The sequence below is a fragment of the Lentzea sp. NPDC051213 genome, assembly GCF_044455585.1.
In the GTDB taxonomy this organism is placed as follows: Bacteria; Actinomycetota; Actinomycetes; order Mycobacteriales; family Pseudonocardiaceae; genus Lentzea.
In genome coordinates, this window is the sequence record NZ_JBITEX010000001.1 from 337,957 (window position 1) to 362,224 (window position 24,268).

The 24,268-nt window shown below is 69.4% G+C and carries 19 protein-coding genes; 13 read left to right on the forward strand and 6 right to left on the reverse strand.

Going from position 1 to position 24,268, the window contains the following annotated elements; translation table 11 throughout:
• Positions 1-49: 49 nt before the first annotated feature.
• The 6 genes from ACIA8G_RS01600 to ACIA8G_RS01625 are packed head-to-tail and all read right to left on the reverse strand — an operon-like array spanning position 50 to position 9,217.
• Positions 50-1,027 (reverse strand): NAD-dependent epimerase/dehydratase family protein, encoded by a 978-nt coding sequence (locus ACIA8G_RS01600; protein ID WP_396416299.1) that lies wholly within the window; start codon positions 1,025-1,027, stop codon positions 50-52.
• Between the two features lies 1 nt (position 1,028).
• Positions 1,029-2,450, reverse strand: coding sequence for an NDP-hexose 2,3-dehydratase family protein (locus tag ACIA8G_RS01605; RefSeq protein WP_396416300.1), 1,422 nt, complete (start codon positions 2,448-2,450; stop codon positions 1,029-1,031).
• A 15-nt stretch (positions 2,451-2,465) separates the two neighbouring features.
• Positions 2,466-3,284, reverse strand: coding sequence for an SAM-dependent methyltransferase (locus tag ACIA8G_RS01610; protein WP_396416301.1), 819 nt, complete (start codon positions 3,282-3,284; stop codon positions 2,466-2,468).
• Positions 3,281-4,504 carry a cytochrome P450 gene (locus ACIA8G_RS01615; RefSeq protein ID WP_396416302.1) on the reverse strand — a complete coding sequence of 408 codons (1,224 nt, stop codon included), beginning with the start codon at positions 4,502-4,504 and terminating at the stop codon, positions 3,281-3,283. The genes ACIA8G_RS01610 and ACIA8G_RS01615 overlap by 4 nt, the downstream gene beginning before the upstream one ends.
• A gap of 1 nt (position 4,505) precedes the next feature.
• Positions 4,506-7,625 carry a ferritin-like domain-containing protein gene (locus ACIA8G_RS01620; protein WP_396416303.1) on the reverse strand — a complete coding sequence of 1,040 codons (3,120 nt, stop codon included), beginning with the start codon at positions 7,623-7,625 and terminating at the stop codon, positions 4,506-4,508.
• The gene (locus ACIA8G_RS01625; RefSeq protein ID WP_396416304.1) at positions 7,622-9,217 is read right to left on the reverse strand and encodes a flavin monoamine oxidase family protein; all 1,596 of its coding nucleotides are present in this window, start codon (positions 9,215-9,217) and stop codon (positions 7,622-7,624) included. The genes ACIA8G_RS01620 and ACIA8G_RS01625 overlap by 4 nt, the downstream gene beginning before the upstream one ends.
• Before the next feature lie 242 nt (positions 9,218-9,459).
• On the opposite strand from ACIA8G_RS01625, the gene ACIA8G_RS01630 reads away from it, so the two are divergent.
• From ACIA8G_RS01630 to ACIA8G_RS01690, 13 genes are all read left to right on the forward strand, one after another.
• Entirely contained in the window at positions 9,460-10,761 is a 1,302-nt protein-coding gene (locus ACIA8G_RS01630; RefSeq protein WP_396417295.1) for a glycosyltransferase, read from the forward strand.
• Complete coding sequence (locus tag ACIA8G_RS01635) at positions 10,758-11,981, forward strand: cytochrome P450 (protein WP_396416305.1); 1,224 nt, start codon at positions 10,758-10,760, stop codon at positions 11,979-11,981. The genes ACIA8G_RS01630 and ACIA8G_RS01635 overlap by 4 nt, the downstream gene beginning before the upstream one ends.
• A gap of 689 nt (positions 11,982-12,670) precedes the next feature.
• Positions 12,671-15,457, forward strand: coding sequence for a LuxR C-terminal-related transcriptional regulator (locus ACIA8G_RS01640; protein ID WP_396416306.1), 2,787 nt, complete (start codon positions 12,671-12,673; stop codon positions 15,455-15,457).
• A 76-nt stretch (positions 15,458-15,533) separates the two neighbouring features.
• Positions 15,534-16,532: a WD40/YVTN/BNR-like repeat-containing protein gene (locus tag ACIA8G_RS01645; RefSeq protein ID WP_396416307.1), complete on the forward strand. Its 999-nt coding sequence runs from the start codon at positions 15,534-15,536 to the stop codon at positions 16,530-16,532.
• An 18-nt stretch (positions 16,533-16,550) separates the two neighbouring features.
• Positions 16,551-17,396, forward strand: coding sequence for an alpha/beta fold hydrolase (locus ACIA8G_RS01650; protein ID WP_396416308.1), 846 nt, complete (start codon positions 16,551-16,553; stop codon positions 17,394-17,396).
• A gap of 60 nt (positions 17,397-17,456) precedes the next feature.
• Positions 17,457-18,422: a helix-turn-helix transcriptional regulator gene (locus ACIA8G_RS01655; protein WP_396416309.1), complete on the forward strand. Its 966-nt coding sequence runs from the start codon at positions 17,457-17,459 to the stop codon at positions 18,420-18,422.
• On the forward strand, positions 18,419-19,399 hold the full coding sequence (locus tag ACIA8G_RS01660; RefSeq protein WP_396416310.1) for a helix-turn-helix transcriptional regulator: 981 nt from the start codon (positions 18,419-18,421) through the stop codon (positions 19,397-19,399). Before ACIA8G_RS01655 ends, ACIA8G_RS01660 begins: the two co-directional genes overlap by 4 nt.
• Before the next feature lie 9 nt (positions 19,400-19,408).
• Positions 19,409-19,681, forward strand: a complete 273-nt coding sequence (locus tag ACIA8G_RS01665; protein ID WP_396416311.1) for a bacteriophage holin — start codon at positions 19,409-19,411, stop codon at positions 19,679-19,681.
• On the forward strand, positions 19,674-19,958 hold the full coding sequence (gene tatA / locus ACIA8G_RS01670; RefSeq protein ID WP_396416312.1) for a Sec-independent protein translocase subunit TatA: 285 nt from the start codon (positions 19,674-19,676) through the stop codon (positions 19,956-19,958). The genes ACIA8G_RS01665 and tatA overlap by 8 nt, the downstream gene beginning before the upstream one ends.
• Before the next feature lie 111 nt (positions 19,959-20,069).
• On the forward strand, positions 20,070-20,984 hold the full coding sequence (gene tatC, locus ACIA8G_RS01675; RefSeq protein WP_396417296.1) for a twin-arginine translocase subunit TatC: 915 nt from the start codon (positions 20,070-20,072) through the stop codon (positions 20,982-20,984).
• The gene (locus ACIA8G_RS01680; protein ID WP_396416313.1) at positions 20,981-21,841 is read left to right on the forward strand and encodes a diacylglycerol/lipid kinase family protein; all 861 of its coding nucleotides are present in this window, start codon (positions 20,981-20,983) and stop codon (positions 21,839-21,841) included. The genes tatC and ACIA8G_RS01680 overlap by 4 nt, the downstream gene beginning before the upstream one ends.
• 207 nt (positions 21,842-22,048) lie before the next feature.
• Positions 22,049-23,890 (forward strand): molecular chaperone HtpG, encoded by a 1,842-nt coding sequence (htpG, locus tag ACIA8G_RS01685; protein WP_396416314.1) that lies wholly within the window; start codon positions 22,049-22,051, stop codon positions 23,888-23,890.
• A 13-nt stretch (positions 23,891-23,903) separates the two neighbouring features.
• Positions 23,904-24,179 carry a hypothetical protein gene (locus ACIA8G_RS01690; protein ID WP_396416315.1) on the forward strand — a complete coding sequence of 92 codons (276 nt, stop codon included), beginning with the start codon at positions 23,904-23,906 and terminating at the stop codon, positions 24,177-24,179.
• The last annotated feature ends 89 nt before the right edge of the window (positions 24,180-24,268 follow it).

Consider the following 24,268-nt stretch of genomic DNA (forward strand, 5'->3'; position numbering starts at 1 on the left):
TGTTGATGTTGAGTTGGTGGTGGTACTTGCAGACGCCAGCGGGGTGGGCTCAGCGAAGGGCGGCGCGCTGGCGGGCCAGTGCTTCTACGGTTCGGTGGATCCCTTCCCCCAGCGGGATCTCCGGGCTCCAGCCGGTGATGGCCCGGAACGCCGAGGAGTCGATGGTCACGCTGCGGAAGTCGGTCACGGGGGCGTGCGAGGGGGCCTGGACCGAGGCCACCTCGACCGGCGGAGCACCGGTGTGCGCGGACGTGATGTCGGCGATCAGGCGGAACACGTCGCCGAGCGCGTCACCGCGGCCCGCCCCGAGCAGCCAGTGCCGGCCGGCCAGGCGGTCGGGGTGCGCGAGTGCCGCGGCGAACGCGGAGGCGATGTCGTCGACGTGGACCAGGTCGCGGCGAACGGTGCCGTCGTGCCACATCGTGAGCGGCTGCCCGTCGAGCGCCCGTCCCACCATCGCGGACACGACACCGCGGTCGTGGCCGCCACCCGGCGTGCTCTCCCCGAACACCGTGGGCAGTCGCAGGCTGATGCCGCGCACCCGCCCGGCGGCCGTCGCCTGCTCGAGGAGCTGTTCGGCGCGCAGCTTCTGCCGGTCGTACGCGGTCTCCGGCTTGTCCTGCTCGCTGCCGTCGAGCGGTTCCCGTTGCGGCACACCGACCTGCGAAGCCGCGCCACCGTAGACGACCACCGGGCGGACGCCGTCGTACCGGCCCAGCACGTCGAGCAGATCCTGCATGACGCCCACGTTCACGCGCTCGGCGGAACCTTCCTCGGCCGCGCGCCACCCGCCGTCGCCGAGCAGCAGGTAGACCACCGCGTCCGAGCCCTTGACCGCGTCCGCGAGCGCGTCGCGGTCGGTGAGGTCGGCGGTCACCACCTCGACCTCTGCGGGGCCGGGCGGCACCTCTGCGGGTTTACGCGCCACCGCACGCAACTGAACTTCCTGGCGTGCCAGTGCTTTCAGCACCGCCGAGCCGATGAAGCCCGTCGCGCCGAGCACGGTGATCCTCGTCGTGCCTGTCATGTCACATCAGTCCCCGTGGCCAGGCGGAGGCGGCGTTCATGCACGCCAGCAGCGTGCGCGCCTCCACGTTGAGGTAGTGCCCATGTCGTGCCAGCGTGGTCAGCTGCGCGGGCGTGGCCCAGATGTAGCCGCGCGGAGGCTCGGCGGGCACCGTCGCGTAGTCGGCCTCGACGGTGACGTAGCGGCACCGGGTGTTCAGGAACCGGCCGCCCTCCTCGGAATGCACTGCCTCGTAACGGATCCGAGATGGACCGGCGCGCAGCACGACGTCGAGGAACGGAGGACGTTCGTGGGCCGGGAGGTGCTCGTAGTTGCGCGGGGTGCACTGCACGGTGGGGGCCAGCTCGACCGTGTCGAGGAAGCCGCCGTCGGCACGGGCGTGCACCAGGACGTGCTGCACGCCGCCGAAGTCGCGCACCAGGAACGCCGAGACACCCATGTCGACGGACTCCAGCAGTGGCTGGGTCCAGCTGACCCGCTCCCGGTTGCTGCCCCGCACGGCGACCGCGACGACCTTGAAGTAGCGGCCGTCCTCGTGCTCGAGGGCGTCGGCACCTCGTTTCCAGCCCTCCACGGACGACAGCGGGATGCGGGTGGTCCGCACGTCGTGGCGCGAACGTTCGCCGGTGAACCACGACAGCAGCTGGACATCGGAGTGCAGCGCGCCTGGAGTCGTGTCGTAGTAAGGAAGACAGGACAGAACGCTGCGCGCGTTCATGTTCACCGTCTCGTCCTCGTGCAGCAGCTCCGCGATCTGACCGAGGGTGAGCCAGCGGAAGTCCTCGTCCTCGGCGATCTCCGCGTCGGTCTCGACGATCATGTTGCGGTTGGACTTGCGGAAGAACCAGGATCCCTGCTCGGCCTGCAGGACGTCGACGACGACCTGGTCGCGGTCGAGGTCGGCGAAGTGCTCCAGCAGCTTCACGCTCGAACCGCCGTGGGCTCCGGTGTAGTTGCTGCGGGTCGCCTGCACGGTGGGGGACAGCTGCACCAGGTTGGGGTTTCCCGGTTCCATCTTGGACTGCATCAGGAAGTGCAGGACCCCGTCGATCTCCTTGCACAGGATGCCGAGGATCCCGACCTCCGGCTGTTTGATGACCGGCTGCTGCCACTCGCGGTAGGGACCGTCGCCGTGCGGGCCGTCGTGCTCCACCACGTGCAGGCCCTCGACCGCGAAGAACCGGCCGCTCGCGTGCACGAGATCACCGGTGGACTTCACGAAGTGCCACTGGTCCAGATCGGCGAACGGAACGCGTTCGACCGTCAGGACGTTGGCCTGGCGCCGTTCCGCGAGCCAGGCGCGGACGTCCTCGGTGCGCATGTGCGCGCCTTGGCGCGTCGCGGCGGACAGGGCGATGCGGTCGGTGTGGTTCGCGCTCCCGCGCGGGCGGAGAGCGGTGGGCAGGCTCAGGTAGGGCGACATGGTGGTGACCCCCTTCTACGGCCGTTGTGCGGTCATCAGGACGTAGCCGCTGCTCGGGTTCTGCCCGAACGCCGACATGAGCTCCGCCGCCGCGAGGACGTCCGCGGCCGCGAAGGGCGGTGCCGAGGCGGCGATCCCGCGGAACGCGGTGGCCGCCAGCTCGTAGCTCGGGCGTACGTTCTCGCCGATGTCGAGGAGTTCCAGCAGGTCCCAGCCCGCCTTCTCCAGACCCGCGCGGTGTTCCCGCTCGCTGTTGATCCCGGCGATCTCGAGGGTGCGGATCATCCCGGCCAGCACCTCCTCGCCCGCGCCGGTGAACGGCTCGCGCTGGCACAGGTCCGCCACGACGAGCCGGCCGCCCGGACGCACGAACCGCCGCAGCCGCGCCAATGCCGACGCCTGGTCGGACAGGTGCAGCAGCGACTCGATCGCGAAGACGGCGTCGAACGTGCCGAGGTCCTCCGGCAGGTCGGCGGCGTCGGCGAGCCGGAACGTGACGCGGTCCGCGACCCCCGACTCCGCCGCGAGCGCGGTCGCCCTGGTGATCTCCTCGGCCGACACGGTGATGCCGGTGACGTTCACGTCGTGCGTCTCGGCGATGCGCACAGCCGGATAACCGTTGCCGCAGCCCACGTCCAGCACCCGCTGACCGGGCTGAAGGCCGAGGCGCTCGGCCACCAGGTCGGTCAACCGGTCGGTCGCGGCGGCCATCGGCACGTGCTCGGCGCCGGAGTCCCAGTAGCCCGCGTGGATGTTGCCGCCCAGGGCCTCCGTGGTGCCGGCCTGCGCGAACTGGTCGTACTTGCCGCCGACTGCGTCGGTCTGCGATGTCACGGGTGCGTTCCTTCCTGGCTGGTGCGGGGCAGGTCGAGGACGAGGCGGGCCGGGCCGTGGAAGACCATGTCGTCGGCGTACTCGACGTGGTGGGTCGCCTTCTGCGAGCCGGGAAGGCGCTCCAGCAGCGCGCGCAGGCCGATCTCCAGCTCGGCGCGGGCCAGGGTCGCGCCGAGGCAGTAGTGGATGCCGATCCCGAACCCGAGGTGCCGGTCGGCCGGCCGGTGCACGTCGACGACGTCCGGGCGGGCGAAGTGGTCGGCGTCCCTGTTCGCCGAGCCGAGCAACGCGATCACGCGGCTGCCGCCCGGGATGGTGGTGCCGCCGACGGTGGTGTCCTCGCGAGCCCAGCGCGTCACCGCCTGCACCGGTGGGTCGTAGCGCAGCAGCTCCTCGACGGCGGTGGGCACCAGATCCGGGTAGTCGCGCAGGTCGGCGATCAGCTCCGGGTGCGCGCGCAGGATCAGCGCCGCCTTGGCCAGCGAGTTGGTCGTGGTCTCGTGTCCCGCGGTCAGGAGGTGGACGCAGGTGCCGACGATGCGTTCCGTGCTCAGCGGGATGCCGGCCATCAACGCGATCAGGTCGTCCGCGCCAGGCTGCCGTCGCTCCGCCTGGTCGCGGAAGTAGCCAGTGAGCTCCTGGGCGGCGCTCTCCGCGTCGGTGAACCTCGACTCGCCGGTCCGGGTGGTGCTGGCCCCCTGCAACGCCACGGCCAGGTCGCGCAACCGGTCGTGGTCCTGTGCCCGAACCCCGAGGAGCTCGCAGATCACCATGATCGGGAACGGCGCCGCGAAACCGCCCACGAGGTCGACCTGTCCGTCCAACCGGGACAGCAGGTCCCGGGCGATGCGGGCGATGCGCGGGCGCAGTGCGATGACCACGCCGGCGGAGAACTCCTTCTGCAGCGACGAACGCAGCCGCGTGTGCTCAGGCGGGTCGAGGAAGACGAGCCAGTTCTCCACGACGGACCGAAGGGTCTCGAACTCCGGCGGAACCGGCAAGGACAGCGGCACACCGTCCTCAGTGGAGTGTGAGGTTCGGCCGAAGTTGCGGTCGGACAGCACCTTCACCACGTCGTCGTAACCGAAGACGTAGAAGGCGTCCGCCCCCTCGTGCACGGACTGGATCTCCCGGTACCGGCGGTAGACCGGGTACGGGTCGGCGATGTCCTCCTGTGCCCAGCCCTTGAGGCTGAACCGGGGCAGCGTCAGAGAGCGCATGTCACCTCCCCTCGGCCTGCGCGCGGAAGTGGTCTGCCCAGTACGTGCTCAGCTCGCCGACCCGCGCGGGCACCAGGGGGCACTTGGCGCACTGCGCCGCGATGTCGTCCAGGCGCAACGCGATGGCCCGCCTCGCCACGTCCGGCCGCGCGATCGCGGCGGGCACCTCCGGCAGCTCGAACGAGGGCCCCGCCGTCGTGCCGCGCCGCCCGGAGGGGAGCGTCACCAGCAGCTCGGCCAGCGGGCGCATGAGGCCCGTCATGATGTCGATGGCCCCGTTCATGAGGTCCGACCGGCGCAGGCTCGCGTCCGGACGTTCCCCGAAGTGCTGGGCCATGAGCTGCAGGGCCATGAAGTACGCCTGGTTGAAGATCTGCATGACCGTCCTGGCGTCCGGGTCCGTCACCGTCTCGACGGCCGGGCTCGCGGGGTTCAGGGACGGGTTGCGGGCGACCGGGTACGCGGGGTTCCACAGTTCGCCGTGCGGACCTGTCACCGGTGCCTTGCGCAGCAGTTCACCGATGAGCAGGAACGACGTGTAGTGGGAGTCCTCCACGGCGGACTCGTCGAGCACCCCGCCCTCGCCCTGTTCGGTGATCACGTCGATCGCGTACAGCGCGCTCGGGAGGTCGTCGACCTCGAGCTGGTAGTCGGGGTGCTGGTGGTTGATCGACTCCCGCAGGAACAGGTGGTGCTCGCCGCCGCCCCTGCCCTTGCTCACCAGGAACAGGTCCGGGATCTGTTGCAGGGCTTCGCGGATGTCGGCGTACAGCTCGCTCAACGAGGCGTAGCCGTGTTCCTGACGTCCGTGCCCCGCGGTCGAATCACCGTTGCGCGGCTGGAGATCACTGACCTGATGCTCCGGCTTCTCGATCTGGGTGAAGCGCTCCACGCTGCCCAGACCCAGCCGCTCGAGTGCGAAGTCCAGCGGTACCGGCAACTCGTGGTTGATGGTGCCGAAGTCGACCCGCGGCACGTGGAACGGCTCGCCCAGCGCCATGATGATGTTGTTGACGAGCAGGAAGTGGATCATCTCTTCCCGCGCGATGCCGAGCAGCATGCTCCGGATGCCCTCGTCGAGCGTCTCCCCGCCGTCACCACAGGCGAGCTGGAGCTGTTCGGGGGTCCACACACCCAGCCGCACGTACTCCGCGCCCGCGCCGTAGGTGGGCACGGAGTAAGCCGCGTAGAGGTACTGGAGCATGACGGCCAGCTCGACCACGGCCGCTTCCCGGAGCACCCGGATCAACTGGTCGCGCGTGGCGATCCGGGTGCGGGGGAGCACATCCGGCTCGGCCGGCAGCAGCAGGTGCTCGGGAACCTGTTGTGCCCTGAGGAACTTCAGCAGCAGCCGCGCCTTCGGTTCGGAGAGGTCCCGCGTCGGAGGCATGTAGTAGGTCTTCGTCTTGTTCTGCGGATCGCACATCTGCCAGATCAGCTTGGCGTAGGTCTCGGTGCGGCTGCGGTTCGCGAGGCTGAAGACCTCCTTGTCCATGAAGGAGAAGAGGTGTTCGTAGTACGCGAACACTTCGCGGTACACGAGGTCGTAGTCGGCCTCGGCCTGCTCCACGTCCTCGAGCCGCCAGTCGTCCGGCAGCACGCGCACGTTCAGGTACCCGGCGCCGGACCAGAAACCGAGCTTGTCGTCGTTGTCGTAGGTGAGCTCGGCGGATTCCGGCTCGGTCGTCAGCAGCACCCGTGCGGTGCCCGCCGTCCGGCCGCGCAGGGTGAACCGGCCGCGGCCGGTGTCGTCCGTGTCCAGCACGCAGGTTTTCGACCACGGGGTGTCTTCCGCGCGCAGCGAGACGACGGCGACTTCGGCCGGGTCACGAGGGCGCGCCGCCGGGTTGAAGTACTGGCGGACGGCGATGTCCCGCACCGCGCCGGGGCGGCCTCGGACGAACGACCGCACCTCGACCTCGACGTCGTGGCCGGCGTCGTCCGCGGTCCGGGGATGCTCCACGAACACGCTCGCGTCGTCGACCTGGAGGTTGATCTCCTGTTCCTGCAGGAGATCGACTCCGTCCGAGGCGACCAGCCGCAGCGCGTCGCCCGCGATGTCCTCTTCGGACAGTTCGCTGGGGACCGTGACCACGCCGGCGGTGAGGGCCGCGTCCTCGCCGGTGTACGCGCGGACGGGGATCCGGGCCACGAGCCGGTCTCCGCGGACCGTGCGCAGTTCGAGGTCCCTGGCCGCGGCCGCCGGTGCGGGCGCCGTGATCATGTTCAGGGTGACCCGGCCGGGCGCGGCCGCGACGGTGAGGTTGCCCAGGCGGTTGCGGGTGGTGCGGCTCGGCACGAGCAGCCGTCCGGCCGGGTGCGTGCGCAGTTCGTCGGGCCGCCACGGCGCGATCGTGCCGTGCAGCCGCCAGTGGGAGGGCTGGTCCGGCGCCTCGGGGGCGGACTGGCCGTCGAGGGCGAACTGCACGACGAGGCCACCGGTCCTGGCCGCCCGCAGGAGCCCGACGACCGGCGACACCTCCGCCTCGTCCAGCCAGCGCAGTTCGTCGTCGGTCACGACGAACTGGTGCACCACCGACCGGCCGAGCTGCCAGTGGCCGACCCCGCGTCCGGTGGCGTGCCAGCGCGGTGGCGAGAAGCCGTTGACCGCTCCGGTCGCCATGTACCCGACGTCGTGTGACCGTCCGTCCCGGCCGAAGCCGAGCTGGCCGACCATCAGGGTCGTCGTCCAGTCGGAAGCGGGGTCCACGTCGAAGATCCGCGCCCGGTTGACCGTGGTGGCGAGGTATTCGTTGTAGTGGCCCCAGAAGTCGACGGCGCGGCCCACCACCGGGTCCGTGGTGTCGGCCTGACCCGCCACGCGCTCGGTGCTGACGATGCGCGCGTTGATCGAGAAGTGCCCGTTGCCGGCGAAGTCACGGCCTTTGGCGCCGCTGAACGGCCCGTCGGGCGCTTCCCGGCCCGCGCTGTCGTACTTCGGACCCACCTGGTCGAGGTGGTCGTGGTACTCGGCGGGCGGGCGGTGCACCGGGAACGGCTCACCCTGCGCGGTGAGCGCGGTGTTGGTCGCCAGGTCGGCGAGGCCGTTGCGCGGTCCCGTCGGCAGACGCGTGGAGGCGACACCGCCGAAGTGCAGCCTGGGCAGGTCGAAAACGCTCATGCGGACTTCTCCGTCTGCGTGAGCCGCCGGGCGGGGAACGTCGCACCCGTGCGTCGTTCGCACCACTCGATCTCGTGCGCCGCGTCGATGGCCGACTCGATCGCGCCCTCGATCCACGCGGGCTTGGACGAGCAGTGCTCGCCGGCGAAGAAGAGCCCCTTCTGCGGCCTCGTCGCCTCCCGCCTCTGCGCTTCCCGCAGCGCGGAGTCCTGGTCCCAGCGGATCGTCGCCGCGCCGAGCGACCAGCGGTGCTCGCCCCAGGCCTTCGTGGCGACGCCCAGGACCATGCCGGGGTCACGCAGTTCGGGATGCATCACGCTGAGCTCCTGCGTGATCAGCGCGATCCGTTCCGCCTCGCTGAGTTCGCTGAGCGCGTCGGCGTCGGGGCCGATGCAGTAGCTGGCGAGCATCACCGCGCCGTGTGCCGGGTCGCCGTCGACGGGCGGGTAGTAGGTCTGCCGGACGTGCCCACCCGTGAACGAGGCCCCGCCGCTGATGCCGTCCTCGTGCCAGAACGCCTCACGGCAGTGGAAGGCGACCTTCGTCCCCGGCCAGTACTTCGTCTCGTGGATGATGTCGAGCTTCTCGTCGTCGAAACCGCTCAGCCGCATCCCGCGCAGCACCGTGAACGGAACCGTGCACACCACGAAGTCGCAGGTCTTGGTGAAGGACCTCGTGCCCTGCCCCAGCCGCAGGACGATGTCGCGGTCGCGGACCTCGATCCCGGTCACCTCCTGCCCGACGGTGACCCGGCCGAGCAGGCGTGCCGCGAGGTTGCGGGGGATCAGGTCCATGCCGTCGCGCAGCCGCACGATGTTCGAGCTGGTCTCGTCGAGCACGTCGTCGAGGAAACGCTCCAGGTGCGCCGGCACCAGCGAGCGGATGCGCGGGTTGCCCGCGTAGAAGGCGTGCAGGTCGATCCTGTTTCCGTTGCTGCCGCGGCGATACGGCGTGAGATCGACCTGGTCGACCAGGTCGAGCAGACCGACGCCGATCTCGCCGTGCATGCCGTGGTAGAACTGGCGCGGCGCGATGGCCTTGATCGTCGCGTCCAGCCAGGCGCCGAAGAGCAGGGTGCTGTCGCGGTACCGGCCCGCGGGCAACCCGGAGGCGAAGTCGCTGACCAGCACGTCATGTGCGTCGCGCACCCGCAGATATCCGGAGGAGCTCGGCAGGTAGGCCGCGTCGTCGGAGAAGATCGTGTGGAACGGCCGCACCTGGTCCTGCAGGCCGAGTTCGGCGATGTAGTGCAGGGTCAGGCGGTGCTCGGAAGGAATGCGCATGGCGCCGAGCTCGGCGAACGGTCCGGCCTGCCCTTCATCGGTGAAGCGGTGGGTGTGGATGCGCCCACCGATCCGGTCGGCGGCCTCGATGATCTCGACCTCGTGCCCGAGGCGCTCCAGTTCATAAGCCGTGACCAGACCGGCGACACCCGCGCCGATGACGGTGACCTTCTTCCTCTCACCGACGGCATCGAGCCCGTTCACCTCTTGCAGGGTTGTCACCGTGGACTTCCTTCCGGCGCGTGGTGCTCCAGGAGCTTGCGTTTCGACGAGGCGGAACCCTTGCTCTAGCGGCGGAGCGACGGGCAAGGAATTGATCTAAGGGCCATTGTTCGTGTGGGCACGGTGCGCCGTATCCCCCGACAGAGCCGGTCGCGAGCGGTCTTCCGCGGTCCGGGACGCGTGCCGGGACGCGTGGAATCCGACCAGCCCTGCGCAAGTGAGGGGGGTTTGTCTCGACACGCGGCCCGCCGCGCCTTGACCGGTAATGCTGACGCGAGCCGCTCAGCGGTTACCCCAGATAGTTGCTGCGGGAGGCGACGTTGACCCGAGTGCTGATCGCGACCACACCGGCCCCAGGACACGTCGTCAGCCTGTTCGAGATAGCCGCGGAGCTGACGCGGCGAGGGCACGAAGTGCGCTGGTACACCGGAGAGGTGTTCCGCGAACAGGTCGAACGGACCGGGGCGCGCTTCGAGCCGATGACGGAGGGGCTCGACTTCGGTGGCAAGAGCCGTGAGGAGGCTTTTCCCGAGCATTCCGGACTGACGGGGCTGAAGAGCTTCAAGGTCGGCGTCCGCGACATCTTCTACCGCACCGCCAAAGGACAGCTCGCCGACATCTTGGCGTTGCTGGAACGGTTTCCCGCGGACCGGATCCTCTCCGACGACATGTGTTACGGCGCCTGTTTCGCCAGTGAGCGCACCGGAATTCCGCTGGTCTGGCTGGCCAACTCCATCTACATCCTGGGCAGCCGTGACACCGGGCCGCTGGGGATGGGACTGCCGCCGAGCACCACGCCACTCAACCGCCTGCGCAACGCGGCGCTGAGGTTCCTCGGCGACCAGGTGTCCATGCGGGACCTGCGTGCGGAGGCCGACCGCGTGCGCGCCGAGGTCGGGCTGCCCAGGTTGCGGAAGAGAGCGATGGAGAACATCTCCCGTTCCCCTGATCTGTACCTGGTCGGATCCGTGGCGTCGTTCGAGTTCCCGCGCCGGGACCTGTTGCCGGGCACGCATTTCATCGGCGGCCTGTTCGGTGTTCCACCCGCACGCTTCGACCCGCCCGTGTGGTGGGACGAACTCACCGGTGACCGGCCGGTCGTCCTGATCACGCAGGGCACGACGGCCAACGACGTCGAACGCATGTTGGTGCCGGCAGTGCGCGCTCTCGCCGAAGAAGACGTTCTGGTTGTGCTGACCACCGGCAGCAAACTGGACGTGGAGCGGCTTCTCCCGTTGCCGGGCAACGTTCGGATGGAGCGGTTCGTCCCGTACCACCACCTGCTTCCGCACGTCGACGTGATGATGACCAACGGTGGCTACAACGGGGTCAACGCCGCTCTGGCGCATGGAGTGCCGCTGGTCGTCGTTCCCGCCACGGAGGAGAACCCCGACGTGGCCGCGAGAGTCGAGTACGCCGGCGTCGGTGTCGTCGTCAAACCCGCGGCTGTGACCGAGTCCAGCCTGCGTGCCGCCGTGACCGCCGTGCGGGCGGACCAGAGCTATCGGCGCCGCGCTGCCGAGCTGGCGGTGGACCTCAACAACAGCGATGCGCCGAAGCGGGCTGCCGACCTGATCGAGTCCGCTGTCGTTTTCCAGGATCAGATTCCCACTGGAGGTACCGCAAGGTGAACGGCACGACGAAGACGGGGCTGCAGGCCCCCGAGACGACCATGCCCATTGATCCTGGCCCGTTCGACTGCATGCCCGACCTGCTGTCCGCAGCGCGGGTGGCTCCGATCGTGCGGATTCCCTACCTCGGGCAGCACGCCTGGGTGGTGTGCGACCGGGAGCTCGTGAAGCAGGCGCTCGCGCACCCGAAGATGGGCAAGGACATCACCCTCGTTCCCGAGTTCATGAAGCAGCCTGGCCTGATGGTGGGCTCCCAGCCGCCGCCGGAGTACGCGCGGGCGATGATCATGAGCGACGGCGAGAACCACGCGCGGATCAGGCGCCTGCACGCGCCCGTGCTGAGCCCGCGCAACACCGAGCGGTGGGGTGAACGGGTCAGCGTGAAGGTCGAGGGTTTCCTCGACGATCTCGAGGAGCTCAGCGCCCGCGGTGACGGTGAGGTCAACGTGGTCACCGACTTCACCCACAAGATCCCGCTGGCGTTCATCTCCGAGATGCTGGGCTTGCCGGAGGAGGCGGAACGGCGGCTGCGCAGCATCACCGACGTGATGCTCTACTCGTCGGACTACGAGGCCCGCACCCTGGCGGTCCGGTCGCTGTACGAGGCGGTCGAGAGCTGGGTGGCCGACCCCGCACCGCTGCGGGACGGGGTCATCACCGGACTTCTGGCCTCCTCCAACGGCATCGACGCCGCCGTGACGGAGGGCGAGGTGATCGTGTGGACCCTCGGCATGATCATCACGGGCTACGAGACCACGGGCAGCCTGATCTCGGCCTCCCTCTTCGAAGCGCTGCGGCGCCCGGTGGAAGAACGGCCGAAGACCGACGACGAGATCAAGTCGTGGATCGAGGAGGCACTGCGGGTGCACCCGCCGTTCCCGCACCCGACCTGGCGCTTTCCGCTGGAGGACATCGAGCTCGGTGGCTACCTGATTCCCAAGGGCGCCCCCGTGCAGGTCAGCATCGCCGCGGCGAACCGCGAACCGGGGGAGGGGGCGGACAGCTTCGACTCCGCGCGAGGCGGCCACGGGCACCTCTCGTTCGGACTCGGCATGCACTACTGCATCGGCGCGTCGCTGGTGCGCCTGGAAGCCCAGATCGCGGTGGAAGGGTTCCTGCGTCGCTTCCCGCAGGCACACCTCAGCACGACTACGCCGTTCGAGTGGGAATCCGAGTGGATGATCCGCCGGATGAGCGTCCTGCCCGCGACTTTGCGTTGATGAATGGCGGCGGGATGAGCCCCGCCGCCTATCTCCGGATCGTGCTATTTACGCGGGGCGACGAAATGAGACGACCGGATTGACGCGGTACGGACCGGGCTTTACCGGAACGTGCCCGGAATTCGCCCGGATCTGTCCGTCTCAATCGGCTGCCGGTTCGGGCACTGGCCTGGTGATTTCCATCGTGGACGGTCGCGTGGCGACGGTGATCCGGCCGTGATTGCGCTGGTCATGATTGTCGATGCTGGCATACCAGTGGAACGGCATTCCACGCGAACACAGAGCCGTGTCGTTGCATACCAGGTCAGGAGCTGATTGCCCTTTTGTACACTGGTTCTGTCAAGAGAGTTGACATTGTGGGTGTTGTCGCGCGAGTCTCGAAGGGGGTGAGAGGGAGGTTCGCGGATGAGGCCGGCACGTCATACCGTCAGGGGAAATCCGCGTCTTGATTGGCCTCTCGCCCGGCGAGCAATGCCGCAGGCCGGGCGATCGCCGCTCGAACCGCGGCTCCAGTGGGCGTGCCGCGCAGAGGTGTCCGCGCGCGACCACTACCTGACAATCCCGTGAGTCATTCTCCAGGTCGTGAAGACTTCACTTTCATCGTTCCCGACTGTGCTCACAGGACAGGAAATTAAGTGTCGTGCACACCTCTAGGCGAGAATCTTGCGGCGTGGGACCGGTCATCCGAGTTGTCCGTCTCGCTCCCGCTGCGCGGACGTGAGGAGGAAACCGCGAGGATAAAGCAGCTCATCCTGGCGGTCGCCGAATCCCAGCAGGCTCGCATGCTGGTGATCGCGTCGCCCGCGGGCACCGGCAGCACCAGGCTGGTGGCCGAAAGCACGACCTTGGCGGCCATGCGCGGCTTCTCGGTGGTGGACCTGTCACCGGACGCCTTCGCGGCGGAGGGATCCCGGGCCGACCACCCCCACGTCGTCAGCGTCAGCTCGGTGGCCGCCCAGATCGAGCCGCGGCTGGTTCAGCGTCTGCGCCACGGACCGGTGCTGGTCACGCTCGACGACGCTCATCGGACACCGCCGGCGGTGCTCGGAGCGGTGAGCACGGTGATGGCCAAGCTCAAGCACCTGCCCGTGTGCTGGCTGCTCACCTCGCACGCCCAGCACTTCGCCACGCCCGCGAGCGCGGTGCTGCACGAGATGACCCGCGTTCTTCCGTGTGACTGGGTCGAACCACTCCTGCCGCTGTCGGACGAGGCGGCCTTCGCCATGGCCGCCGACCTGCTGGGCGCGACGCCGGACCCGGACGTCGCCGCGCTGGTCAGCAGCGTCGGCGGCACCCCACAGGGGGTCGTCGACGTTGTCATGGGCCTGGTGCGGGAGAACCACGTTCAGGTCGTGGACGCCGCCGCCCGGCTGACCGCGGGTCCGATGGAACGCGGTATCGCCTGTGCCGTGTCGCCGGAGCCGGCCGAGCAGCTGCCCTGGCCGTTCCGGCAGATGATGAGCGAGCGGCTGCTCGGACTGTCGCCCCAGGCACAGGACGTGCTCCAGGTCGGCGCGGTGCTCGGCAGCGGCTTCACGCCGGAGGACCTGGCCGAGATGCTGGGCGAGCCCGTGGCCGTGCTCCTGCGGCCGCTCAGGGAGGCGCTGGCGGCCGGGTTCCTGCGGGACGGAGGTGCCGAGTTCGTCTTCCACCGCGAGCCGGTGTGGCGGGCGGTGCTCGGGTCCGTGCCGGATCCGATGCGGTCGGCGCTGCACAGGCAGACGGCGACGATGCTGCTCGGCCGTGATCGTCAGGACGTCGTGTCGGTCGCGGTGCATCTGGTGCACTGCGCGCGAGCCGGGGACCCACAGGCCGTCAACGCGGTGGACGAAGCGGCACAAAGCCTTCTGGCGGACTCTCCGGACGCGGCCGCGGCCCTCGCGATCAGCGGCCTGAGGATCACGGAGCCGGGCCAGCCGAACCGGATGGCACTCGGCGTCACGGCGGCCGCGGCCCTGGTCCGCATGGGCAGGCTGAGCCAGGCCGTGGAGCTCGCGCGGGAACTGCTGCACCCCGACGATCCCGGCCAGGTGGTGTCGTCGTACGTGCTGCGCACCTGGCAGACCATCGCGCAGATGTTGCGAGGTGACGCCACGACGGTGTGCACCGTCGGCCTGCAGGTCACCGAGTCGGCCGCGGCCAGGCACGATCTGTCGCCGGAGTTGTTGCTGCTCAACATCCTCTCGCTGCACAACCTCGCGGCGGCGATCGGAATGGCGGACCAGGTGCTGGCGCAGTCCGGCCACTACGGCTCGGACGTCCTGGCCGCCGCGCTGACCGTGCGGGCGATGGCGAGCTGGCGTGAGGGCAAGCTGGACCTGGCGATCGAGGCGGCGGACAAGGCCGCGGTCGTGCGGGACGAGCTGACCAGGATCTGGCAGAGCGATCCACTGTGGACGAAGGTGTGGATCCTCACCAGACTCGGCGAGCTCGACGAGGCGCTCACCGCGGCGGACGAGGCGTGCCGCACCGCGGAAGCCCACGGAACGGGCGTGATGACCTCGGTTCCGCTCGCGTTGCGGGCGGCCGTCCTGCTGGGCCAGGGCGACCTCAACGCCGCCGAAGCGGCCGCGACGACCGGTCTCGCGGCCTCCGAACAGGCGGAGATGCCGTTGTTCCAGCCGCAGCTCGGCGCGGTCCTGGTGCAGTGCACGCTCCGGCGGGGCGATCTGGTCGAGGCCGCCGAAGGGTTGCGCCGCCTGGAGGAGTCGATCCCCGCCGGCCAGCCCCACCCGTGTGCGGTGACGCTGCGGCTGATCGCGGGTCAGGTGGCAGCGGCCACCGACGGCCCGGCGGTGGCGATCGAGGAGATCCGCCCGATGGCGGAAGATCCCGCACTGTGCGCGCAGCTGCTGCTCGAAGCACCCACCGCGACCGCGTGGTGCGTGCGCACCGCCACGGCCGCGGGCGACGAAGCCCTCGCCGAACTGTTCGCGAGCACGGCCGAAGAACTCGCTTCCGCCAACCCGCGGCACGATTCGGTGGTCGCGGCGGCCAGGCACGGCCGGGCACTGGTGCAGCGGGACGTCGCCGCGCTGACAGCTCTGCTGGCGAACTGCACCGACTCGTGGACGAAGGCATCTCTCGCGGAGGACATCGGATCTGTCCACCTCGACACCGACCGCGAACAGGCGGTGGTCGAACTCAACCGCGCGCTGTGCGGCTACGACGAGATCGAGGCCGAACTCGACTCCGCCCGAGTGCGCCGCGCCCTGCGGCGACTCGGCGTCCGGCGGCGCCGCACCACGGTGAGGCGACCGGACGACCACGAGCTCGAACCCAGGCCGCGAACCGGATGGGACAGCCTCACCGGCACCGAGCACAAGGTCGCCCGGCTCGTCGCGGACGGACTGACCAACCGGCAGGTGGCGAAGGAGCTCTTCATCTCGCCGCACACGGTCGGGTTCCACCTGCGGCAGATCTACCGCAAGCTCTCGATCGGGTCCCGGGTGGACCTCGCCAGGATCGCGCCGTGAGGAAGTCCTCGTCCTAGACGAGCCCGACCGACGATCGGCACTAGAAAGCGGTCGGTGGCTGGGCGAGAGTGGCCGCATGAGGATCATCGCGGTGGCACTCGCCGCTTTCCTGATGCTTCCCGGGGTCGCGTCCGCCGACTCCTACTGGGAGCTGAAACCGACCGGCACGGACGCGCGCCTGCGCGGCCTGTCCGCCGTGTCCGGTCAGGTCGCGTGGGTCAGCGGCTCCAAGGGCACGGTGCTCAGAACCGTGAACGGCGGCCGGACGTGGGACTCCGTCGGCCCGCCCGGCACCGAGGCGCTGGAGTTCCGCGACATCGAGGCCTTCGACGCGCGCAACGCGGTGGCGTTGTCGATCGGCGAGGGCGAGGCGTCGCGGATCTACCGCACCTCGGACGGCGGGAAGACCTGGCAGGAGTCGTTCCGCAACACCGATCCGAAGGCGTTCTACGACTGCGTGGCGTTCTTCGACCGGTTCCGCGGGCTGGCGCTGAGCGACCCGGTCGACGGCCGGTTCCGGGTGCTGCGGACGTGGGACGGCGGTCGTTCGTGGCACGTGAACGATCCCAAGGGCATGCCGGACGCGCTGCCGGGCGAGTTCGCGTTCGCGGCCTCGGGCCAGTGCGTGACGACGTCGGGCAACCACGCGTGGATCGCGACCGGCGGCGGCGCGAAAGCACGGGTGCTGGAGTCGCGCGACGGCGGTCGTTCCTGGGAGGCGTCCGAGGTGCCGATGCCGTCCGGCGCGGCGGCCGGGGTGTTCGCGGTGGCGTTCAAGACGCCGTGGCGTGGTGTGGCGATCGGCGGCGACTACCTGAAGCCGACCGATCCGACGCCGGCGTTCGCGACCAAGGACTGGCGCGGCTGGAAGGCGGGGAGCACCGCCCCGATCGGCTACCGGTCCGGGATCGCCTATCGCGGCAACGGACTGGTCGCTGTCGGTCCGTCCGGCACGGACACCAGCGGGGACGGCAGGACCTGGAAGGTCGCGGACACGGGAAGTTTCGACACGGTCGACTGCGTTGGTAACACCTGCTGGGCCTCCGGCGAAAAAGGACGTGTCGGCCGCACCTGACAGGGGTAGCCGATGTGAATGTTCGAGGGTTTCTCGTTGCGTTGCAGGGACGTTGACGAGGCCGTGCTCAGAGTGAGGACCGGCGGTGCAGGGCCGCCGGTCCTCCTCTTGCACGGCCACCCTCGAACACACACCACGTGGCACCGCGTCGCCCCGTTGCTCGCGACCGACCACACGGTGGTGTGCCCGGACATGCGCGGCTACGGCCAGTCCAGCAAACCCGGCGACTACTCGAAACGCGCGATGGCGCGCGACTTGGTGAAGCTGATGCGCGGGCTCGGCCACGAGCGGTTCGCGGTCGTCGGGCACGACCGGGGAGCCGCCGCGGCGATCAGGCTGGCACTGGACCACCCCGGCGCGGTCACACGACTGGCCGTGCTCGACGGCCTGCCGATCGGCGCCCACCTCGCGCGCTGCGACGCCCGCTTCGCCCGGTCCTGGTATCACTGGTTCTTCCTGGCGCAGCAGGAGCTCGCCGCCGCGATGATCAACCAGGACCCGGACCTGTGGTACGGCGGGCGCTACCACGACACGCCGCTGGCGATGGGCGTGGAGAACTGGGCCGACTTCCAGCGCGCGATCCACGACCCGGAGACCGTGCTCGCGATGTGCGGTGACTACCGGGCGGGCCTGGAGGTCGACCGGGTGCACGACGAGGAGGATCTGCGGGCCGGGCGACGAATCGCGTGTCCGGTACTTGCGTTGTGGGCGGCCAAGGACGACCTCTCCGACCTGTACGAGGACCTGCCGGGAATCTGGGCCGAATGGGCCGATGACGTGCGGGTTCGTTCCATCGACTGCGGACACCACATGGCCGAGGAAGCGCCCGTGGAGCTGGTGCGGGAGTTGCGCACGCTGCTCTGAACGGACCGTTCACAACAGGTGATGTCAAGGTTTCCGGCGACGCCGCGTTAGGGTTTGTCCGTGGCCATCGCACGCGCCGAACGGCTCGTCAACCTGGTGCTGTGCCTGCTGTCGACCCGTCAGTACCTGACAGCGGAGCGCATCCGCGCCATCGTCCCCGGCTATCACGAGGCGCCGTCGGACGAGGCGTTCTTCCGCATGTTCGAACGCGACAAGTCGGAGCTGCGCGATCTCGGCGTGCCGCTCGAGGTCGGCCGGCAGTCGAACGCGGAGGGCGCCGAGGACGGGTACCGGATCGCGCGGCGGGACTACGAGCTCGGTGACATCGACCTGGAACCGGACGAGGCGGCCGCGGTGGCGCTGGCGGCCCGGCTCTGGGACTCGCCGCAGCTCACGGGCGCGGTGCACGGGGCGTTGATCAAGCTCAGGGCCGCCGGGGTGGACGTCGACCAGGACGCGCCGGCCGCCGTGGAGCCCAAGGTGCGGGCCAACGAGCCCGCGTTCCCGCCGCTGCTGCAGGCCGTGCAGGCGGGGCAGGTCGTCACGTTCGACTACCGCAAGCCGCCGCCGGGCGGGCTGAGCGAACGAACGGTCGAGCCGTGGGGTGTCGTCGCGTGGCGCGGCAAGTGGTACCTCGTCGGCTGGGACCGGGTGCGGCAGGACACGCGCTGCTTCCGCCTGTCCAGGGTCGTGGGCCAGGTCAGGACGGTCGGCAAGCCCGGTGTCGTGAAGGTGCCGGAGGGCACGGACCTGATGAGCCTCATCGCGCGCACCGAAGTCGATCCGCACCACACGGCGCCCGCGAAGATCTGGGTCGCCAAGGACCGCGCGTACGGGCTGCGCAGGCACGCGAAGGTCGTGGAGGAACGCGACGGCGGTGATGTCGTCGAGATCGACCTGAAGTTCCCCGACTCGGCGGCGAAGTGGCTGGCCGGGTTCGGGCCCGACGTCGTCGTGCTGGAGCCCGAGGTGCTCGCGAAGAGCGTCCGCGACCGGCTGCAGGGTGCCCTGGAAGGAGCGCGGTGACCGCGTCGAACGAACGGCTGCCGCGGCTGCTCGCACTCGTGCCGTACCTGCTCAACCGGCCGGCCATCACGATCAAGGAGGCCGCCGCCGACTTCGGCATCACGCCCAAGCAGCTGCGCAAGGACCTGGAGCTGCTGTGGATGTGCGGCCTGCCCGGCTACGGGCCCGGTGACCTGATCGACCTGTCCTTCGAGGGCGAGACGATCACCGTCTCGTTCGACGCGGGCATGAACCGGCCGCTGCGGCTGACCGCGGCCGAGGCGGCGTCGCTGCTGGTGGCGCTGCGGGCGCTCGCGGACACCCCCGGGGTGGTCGACGCGGACGCGGTGCAGCGGGCGCTGGCCAAGATCGAGTCGGCGGTCGGCAAGGCGCAGCCCGCGGGCATGGTGGTCGGGCTCGGCTCGTTCGACCGCGCGGAGATCACCGAGATCCGCGACGCGGTGCAGGACGCCGTGAAGCGCGAACGGGCCGTGCGCATCCGCTACTACTCGCAGTCGCACGACGAGATCAGCGACCGGGTGGTCGACCCGATGCGCCTGCTGCTCCTGGAGGGCCGCGGCTACCTGGAGGCCTGGTGCCGGTCCGCGCTCGGCGTGCGGCTCTTCCGGCTGGACCGGATCGACGCCGTGGAGGCGCTCGACGAGCCGTCGTCGCCCCCGCCCCACGCCCAGCTGACCGATACGTCGGAGGGGTTGTTCCAGCCGCGGGACGATCAGAAGATCGCGGTCCTGCTGCTCGAACCGGACGCGCACTGGGTCGCCGAGTACTACCCGGTCGATCATGTCGCGGAGCTGTCGGACGGCCGCACGCGTGTGCTCATGCGCTACGACGACTCTTCGTGGATGGTCCGGTTGCTCCTCGGGCTCGGCGGTGACGTGCACGTCGAGCAGCCGGCCGAGCTCGCGGACGAGGTGGTGCGCCGGGCGGGGGAGGCCTTGCGCCGGGCAGATCACCTGCTGTCCACCCAAGACGTATAACCTCTGTTCGTGCCGTACACACCGACCCTGGCGCTGATCGCGCTCGGCCTGATCGTGCTGGTCACGATCTCGGTTCGGGTCCTCCGATCCTTGCGCCGATTCGCCGGTGCACGCACTCTGGTGGGGGACAGGGTCGGGGACGGCGTTGGCCTGCTGAAGGCGCGGTCCGCCGCGCTGAAGGTGGCCTTCGCGCGCCGACGGCCTTCGAAACGGGCCCGCACCAGGGCAAACCCCGCGTACGATCGACGTCGCGGGGCAGACGGGAGGACCAGCAATGCCTAACCTCGGACCCACCGAGCTGATCATCATCGCTGTGGTGATCATCTTGCTGTTCGGTGCGAAGAAGCTTCCTGACATGGCGCGTTCGCTCGGCCGGTCGGCGAAGATCTTCAAGGCCGAGACCAAGGGCCTGCGCGACCCCGACGCCGTGGACGAGGAGAAGCCCGCGCCCGCGACGCAGCCGGTGCAGCAGCTTCCGCCGGCCCAGCCGCAGGTCCAGCAGCCGCAGGTCGCGCCGCCCATCGAGCAGACCAGCCAGAACAAGGCCACCAACAACTGACCTGCCGGTCTCTGACTTGTAAGGACGGTTAGCGCGGTGGCAAACCCGTTCCGGTGGTTCGCCGAGCGCCGGGAACGCGGCAGGCGCCGTCGGGGTAACGCCGACGGCACGATGTCGCTCAAAGAGCACCTGTACGAGCTCAGGTACCGCCTCGGACTGGCGATGCTGGTCATCGCCATCGGTGCCATCTTCGGCTTCGTCTGGTTCCAGGTGCGGCTCGGTCCCATCCCGTCGCTGGGCGACATCCTGACGGGGCCGTACTGCCAGGACGACCTGGCGCCGTACCGGGCCGACATCACCAAGGACGGCCGCTGCGCGCTGCTGCAGACCGAGCCGTTCGAGATCTTCCTGGTGCAGTTGCAGGTCGGTACGGCAGCGGGTGCGGTGCTGCTCAGTCCGCTGTGGCTGTACCAGATCTGGGCGTTCATCACGCCCGGCCTGTACACGAAGGAACGCAACTTCGCGCGCGTGTTCGTCGGCGCCGGCGCGTTGCTGTTCGTCGCCGGTGCGGTGCTCGCCTACCTCGTGGTGCCTGAGGGTTTGAAGGTGCTGCTCGGCTTCGGCAGCGGCAACTGGACCACGGCGCTCACGGGTAGCAAGTACATCAACTTCGTGATCACCATGCTGTTCATCTTCGGCGTGAGCTTCCTGCTCCCGCTGGTCGTGGTGATGCTCAACCGCGCGGGCGTGGTGTCGTACGAGCGGCTGTCGAAGTGGCGGCGTGGCCTGATGATGGGCCTGTTCGTGTTCGCCGCGATCGCGACGCCGGGCACCGACCCGGTCTCGATGGTCGTGCTGGCGCTCGCGCTGGTGCTGCTGTTCGAGATGGCGATCCAGTTCGCCCGGATCCACGACAAGCGCAAGGCCAAGCTCCGCGCCGCCGAGGGCTGGGACGCTCTCGACGACAACGAGGCCGCGCCGTTCGACTACACGGCGTCCGACGACGACGGCAACATGCCGGGCGAGAAGGTCGAGCCGGTCGCTTCGGAGCCTGCCAAGCGCGTGAACTACGACGACGCCACGTGACGCGGGCGGCTTTGCTGGTCTGCCCGGCGTCGGGCAAGGGGCGGGCGGCCCGGATGGCGGGGTCGACCGCCGCCGCGTTGCGTGAGCACGTCACCTCGTTGACCCAACTCGTCGCGCACGACGCCGAGGGCACCCTCGCGATGGCCCGCGAGGCCGTGGCGGACGGCGTCGACCTGCTGGTCGTGCTCGGCGGTGACGGTGCCGCTCACCTGGGCATTCAGGCGTGCGCGGGCACCTCGACCACACTCGGCGTCGTCCCGGCGGGCACAGGCAACGACCTGGCCGCCGCGATCGGATCGCAGTCGGTCGAGGACGTCGTGCACGGCACGAAGAAGACCCTCGACCTGGGCCGGCTGTCGACCGGCCAGTGGTTCGCGACGGTGCTGTGCGCGGGCTTCGACTCCGCGGTGAACGAGCGGGCGAACGCCATGCGCTGGCCCGCCGGTCCACGCCGCTACGACCTCGCGATCCTGGCCGAGCTGGCGTCCCTGCGATCGGCGCCGCTGGTCGTCACGACCGAGTCCGAGACCTACTCGCTGGACGCGACGCTCGTGGCCGTGGGCAACACCCCGAACTACGGCGGTGGCATCCCGGTGTGCCCTGAGGCGGACGCGAACGACGGCCTGTTCGACGTGACGGTGGTCGAGCACGCCAGCCGTTCGATGCTGATCCGGATGCTGCCGACGTTGCGCACGGGCAAGCACACCGAGCACCCGCGGGTGCGGACTTTCCGCGCCCGTGAGGTGACGCTGGCCGGTGGCAACGGGTGGATCGCTTACGCCGACGGCGAACGCCAGGAGGCGTTGCCCGTCTCACTTCGCACGGTCCCAGGCGCTCTCACAGTCGTGGGCCGCTAAGTTCTAGTGCCGTGGCCGTCAGCCTTTGCCCCGTGTTCGGCGGTCAGACGGGTGCATCGCGGTGCCGGCTCCACGTCCTCATCCTGGTTGGCTGTGGGCGTGGGGCCGGTGCCGCGAGGCGCCCTGCTGAGCGTCGAAGACGCGGCGAAGGCTGGCGGTCACGGCACTAGTGCTGTTCGTTCTCGTTGTTGATTTCGGTGGGGAAGCATGGAAACGCTTGAGTTTCAGTCCGAGGCGCGCCAGCTGCTGCAGCTGATGATCCACTCGATCTACTCGAACAAGGACACGTTCCTGCGCGAGCTGGTCTCGAACGCCTCCGACGCGCTGGACAAGCTGCGGCTGGAGTCGTTCCGCGACAAGGACATGCAGGTCGACGTCGACGACCTGCACATCGTCGTCGAGTCCGATCCGGCCGAGCGCACGCTGACCGTGCGCGACAACGGCATCGGCATGACGCGTGAGGACGTCGTGGCGCTCATCGGCACGATCGCCAAGTCCGGCACCGCGGAGTTCCTGCGCAAGCTCAAGGAACAGCAGTCGAGCACGTCGGACCTGATCGGCCAGTTCGGCATCGGCTTCTACTCGTCGTTCATGGTCGCGGACAAGGTCACGCTGGTGACGAAGTACCCGCACGCCGAGAAGGGCGTGCGCTGGGAGTCGACCGGCGAGAGCACCTACACGATCGACGAGGTCGAGGACGCGCCGCAGGGCACCTCGGTGACGCTGCACCTCAAGCCGTCCGACGACGAGGACCAGCTGCCGGACTACACCGAGCCCGCGAAGATCAAGGAGATCGTCAAGCGCTACTCGGACTTCATCACCTGGCCGGTGCGCCTGGGCGGCGAGGAGGTCAACTCCCGCAAGGCCCTGTGGGCTCGCCCCGCCTCCGAGGTGACGGAGGAGGAGTACGCGGAGTTCTACCGGCACGTCAGCCACGACTGGAACGCGCCGCTCGAGACGATCCGCATGCAGGCGGAGGGCACGTTCGAGTACCAGGCCCTGCTGTTCCTGCCGGCGCAGGCGCCGATGGACCTGTTCATGCGCGACGCCAGGCGCGGCGTGCAGCTCTACGTCAAGCGCGTCTTCATCATGGACGACTGCGCCGAGCTGATGCCGGAGTACCTGCGCTTCGTGAAGGGCGTCGTCGACGCCGCGGACCTCTCGCTGAACGTCTCGCGCGAGATCCTCCAACAGGACCGCCAGATCCAGCTGATGCGCCGCCGGTTGGTGAAGAAGGTCCTCGGGTCGATCAAGTCGCTGCAGTCCTCGCGCCCGGACGACTACGCGAAGCTGTGGCGCGAGGTCGGTGCGGCCCTGAAGGAGGGGCTGCTCGCCGATCCCGACAACCGCGACGCGATCCTGGAGATCTGCTCGTTCGCCTCGACCCACTCGCCCGACGAGCCGACCACGCTGGCCGGGTACGTCTCGCGGATGAAGGAGGGGCAGGAGCACATCTACTTCATGACCGGTGAGTCCCGCCTGTCCGTGGAGAACTCGCCGCACATGGAGGCGTTGCGCGCCAAGGGTTTCGAGGTTCTCATCCTCACCGACGGCATCGACGAGATGTGGGTCGACTCGGTGCCCGCCTTCGACGGCAGGACGTTCCAGTCCGTCGCCAAGGGACAGGTCGACCTGGAGACGGAAGAGGAGAAGTCCGCCGCCTCCGCCAAGGCCGAGGAGTTCGGCGACCTGCTGACGTGGCTGCAGGGGCTGCTGGAGGAGAACGTCAAGGAGGTCCGGCTCTCCTCGCGTCTGACGACGTCCCCGGCGTGTGTGGTAGGCGACGCCCACGACATGACCCCGACGCTGGAGAAGATGTTCAAGGCGATGGGCCAGGAGGTGCCGAAGACCAAGCGGATCCTGGAGCTCAACCCGTCGCACCCGCTGGTCGAGGGCCTGCACAAGGCGTTCGCGGGTGGCGAACGCGATGGTCTCGCCGACACGGGCGAGCTGATCTACGGCCTGGCCCTGCTCGCGGAGGGCGGCGAACTCGCCGACCCGTCGCGGTTCGTGAAGCTGGTGGCGGACCGGGTGCAGCGCTCGTTCTGATGGGGGCTGGGGCATGAGGAAGCGCGACTGGGACGACGAGCAGCACGAGCGGATGCGCGACCTCAGGTGGTTGACCGGGCGGACGCTGCTGTTCGGTGTCCCGTTCGTGGTCGCCACGATCGTCGCGGGGGTGCTGCTGCGGGACGGCTGGACGTCGTTGCTGCTCCCGGCCTCGCCGGGCCTCGCGGTGATCGTCATCGGGACCATCTCGAACTGGCTCTACATCCGGCGCGCGCCGTTCCCCCGGCTGCCCGAGAGCCTGCGTGACCGCCCCGACCTCCGCGAGTAGGCCCAGGTAGACGTGCTGGTGGAGGGCGATGTCCTGGTGACATCGCCCTCTATCGTTTCAGTGCTGACTGAAGTTAATCAATGTCGGCG

Bases quoted from the DNA above. Each gene is read 5' to 3' on its own strand.
- ACIA8G_RS01605 (WP_396416300.1), bottom strand. From the start codon at position 2,450: ATGTCGCCCTACCTGAGCCTGCCCACCGCTCTCCGCCCGCGCGGGAGC.
- ACIA8G_RS01600 (WP_396416299.1), bottom strand. From the start codon at position 1,027: ATGACAGGCACGACGAGGATCACCGTGCTCGGCGCGACGGGCTTCATC.
- ACIA8G_RS01645 (WP_396416307.1), top strand. From the start codon at position 15,534: ATGAGGATCATCGCGGTGGCACTCGCCGCTTTCCTGATGCTTCCCGGG.
- ACIA8G_RS01620 (WP_396416303.1), bottom strand. From the start codon at position 7,625: ATGAGCGTTTTCGACCTGCCCAGGCTGCACTTCGGCGGTGTCGCCTCC.
- ACIA8G_RS01690 (WP_396416315.1), top strand. From the start codon at position 23,904: ATGAGGAAGCGCGACTGGGACGACGAGCAGCACGAGCGGATGCGCGAC.
- ACIA8G_RS01615 (WP_396416302.1), bottom strand. From the start codon at position 4,504: ATGCGCTCTCTGACGCTGCCCCGGTTCAGCCTCAAGGGCTGGGCACAG.
- tatC (WP_396417296.1), top strand. From the start codon at position 20,070: ATGTCGCTCAAAGAGCACCTGTACGAGCTCAGGTACCGCCTCGGACTG.
- htpG (WP_396416314.1), top strand. From the start codon at position 22,049: ATGGAAACGCTTGAGTTTCAGTCCGAGGCGCGCCAGCTGCTGCAGCTG.
- ACIA8G_RS01650 (WP_396416308.1), top strand. From the start codon at position 16,551: ATGTTCGAGGGTTTCTCGTTGCGTTGCAGGGACGTTGACGAGGCCGTG.
- tatA (WP_396416312.1), top strand. From the start codon at position 19,674: ATGCCTAACCTCGGACCCACCGAGCTGATCATCATCGCTGTGGTGATC.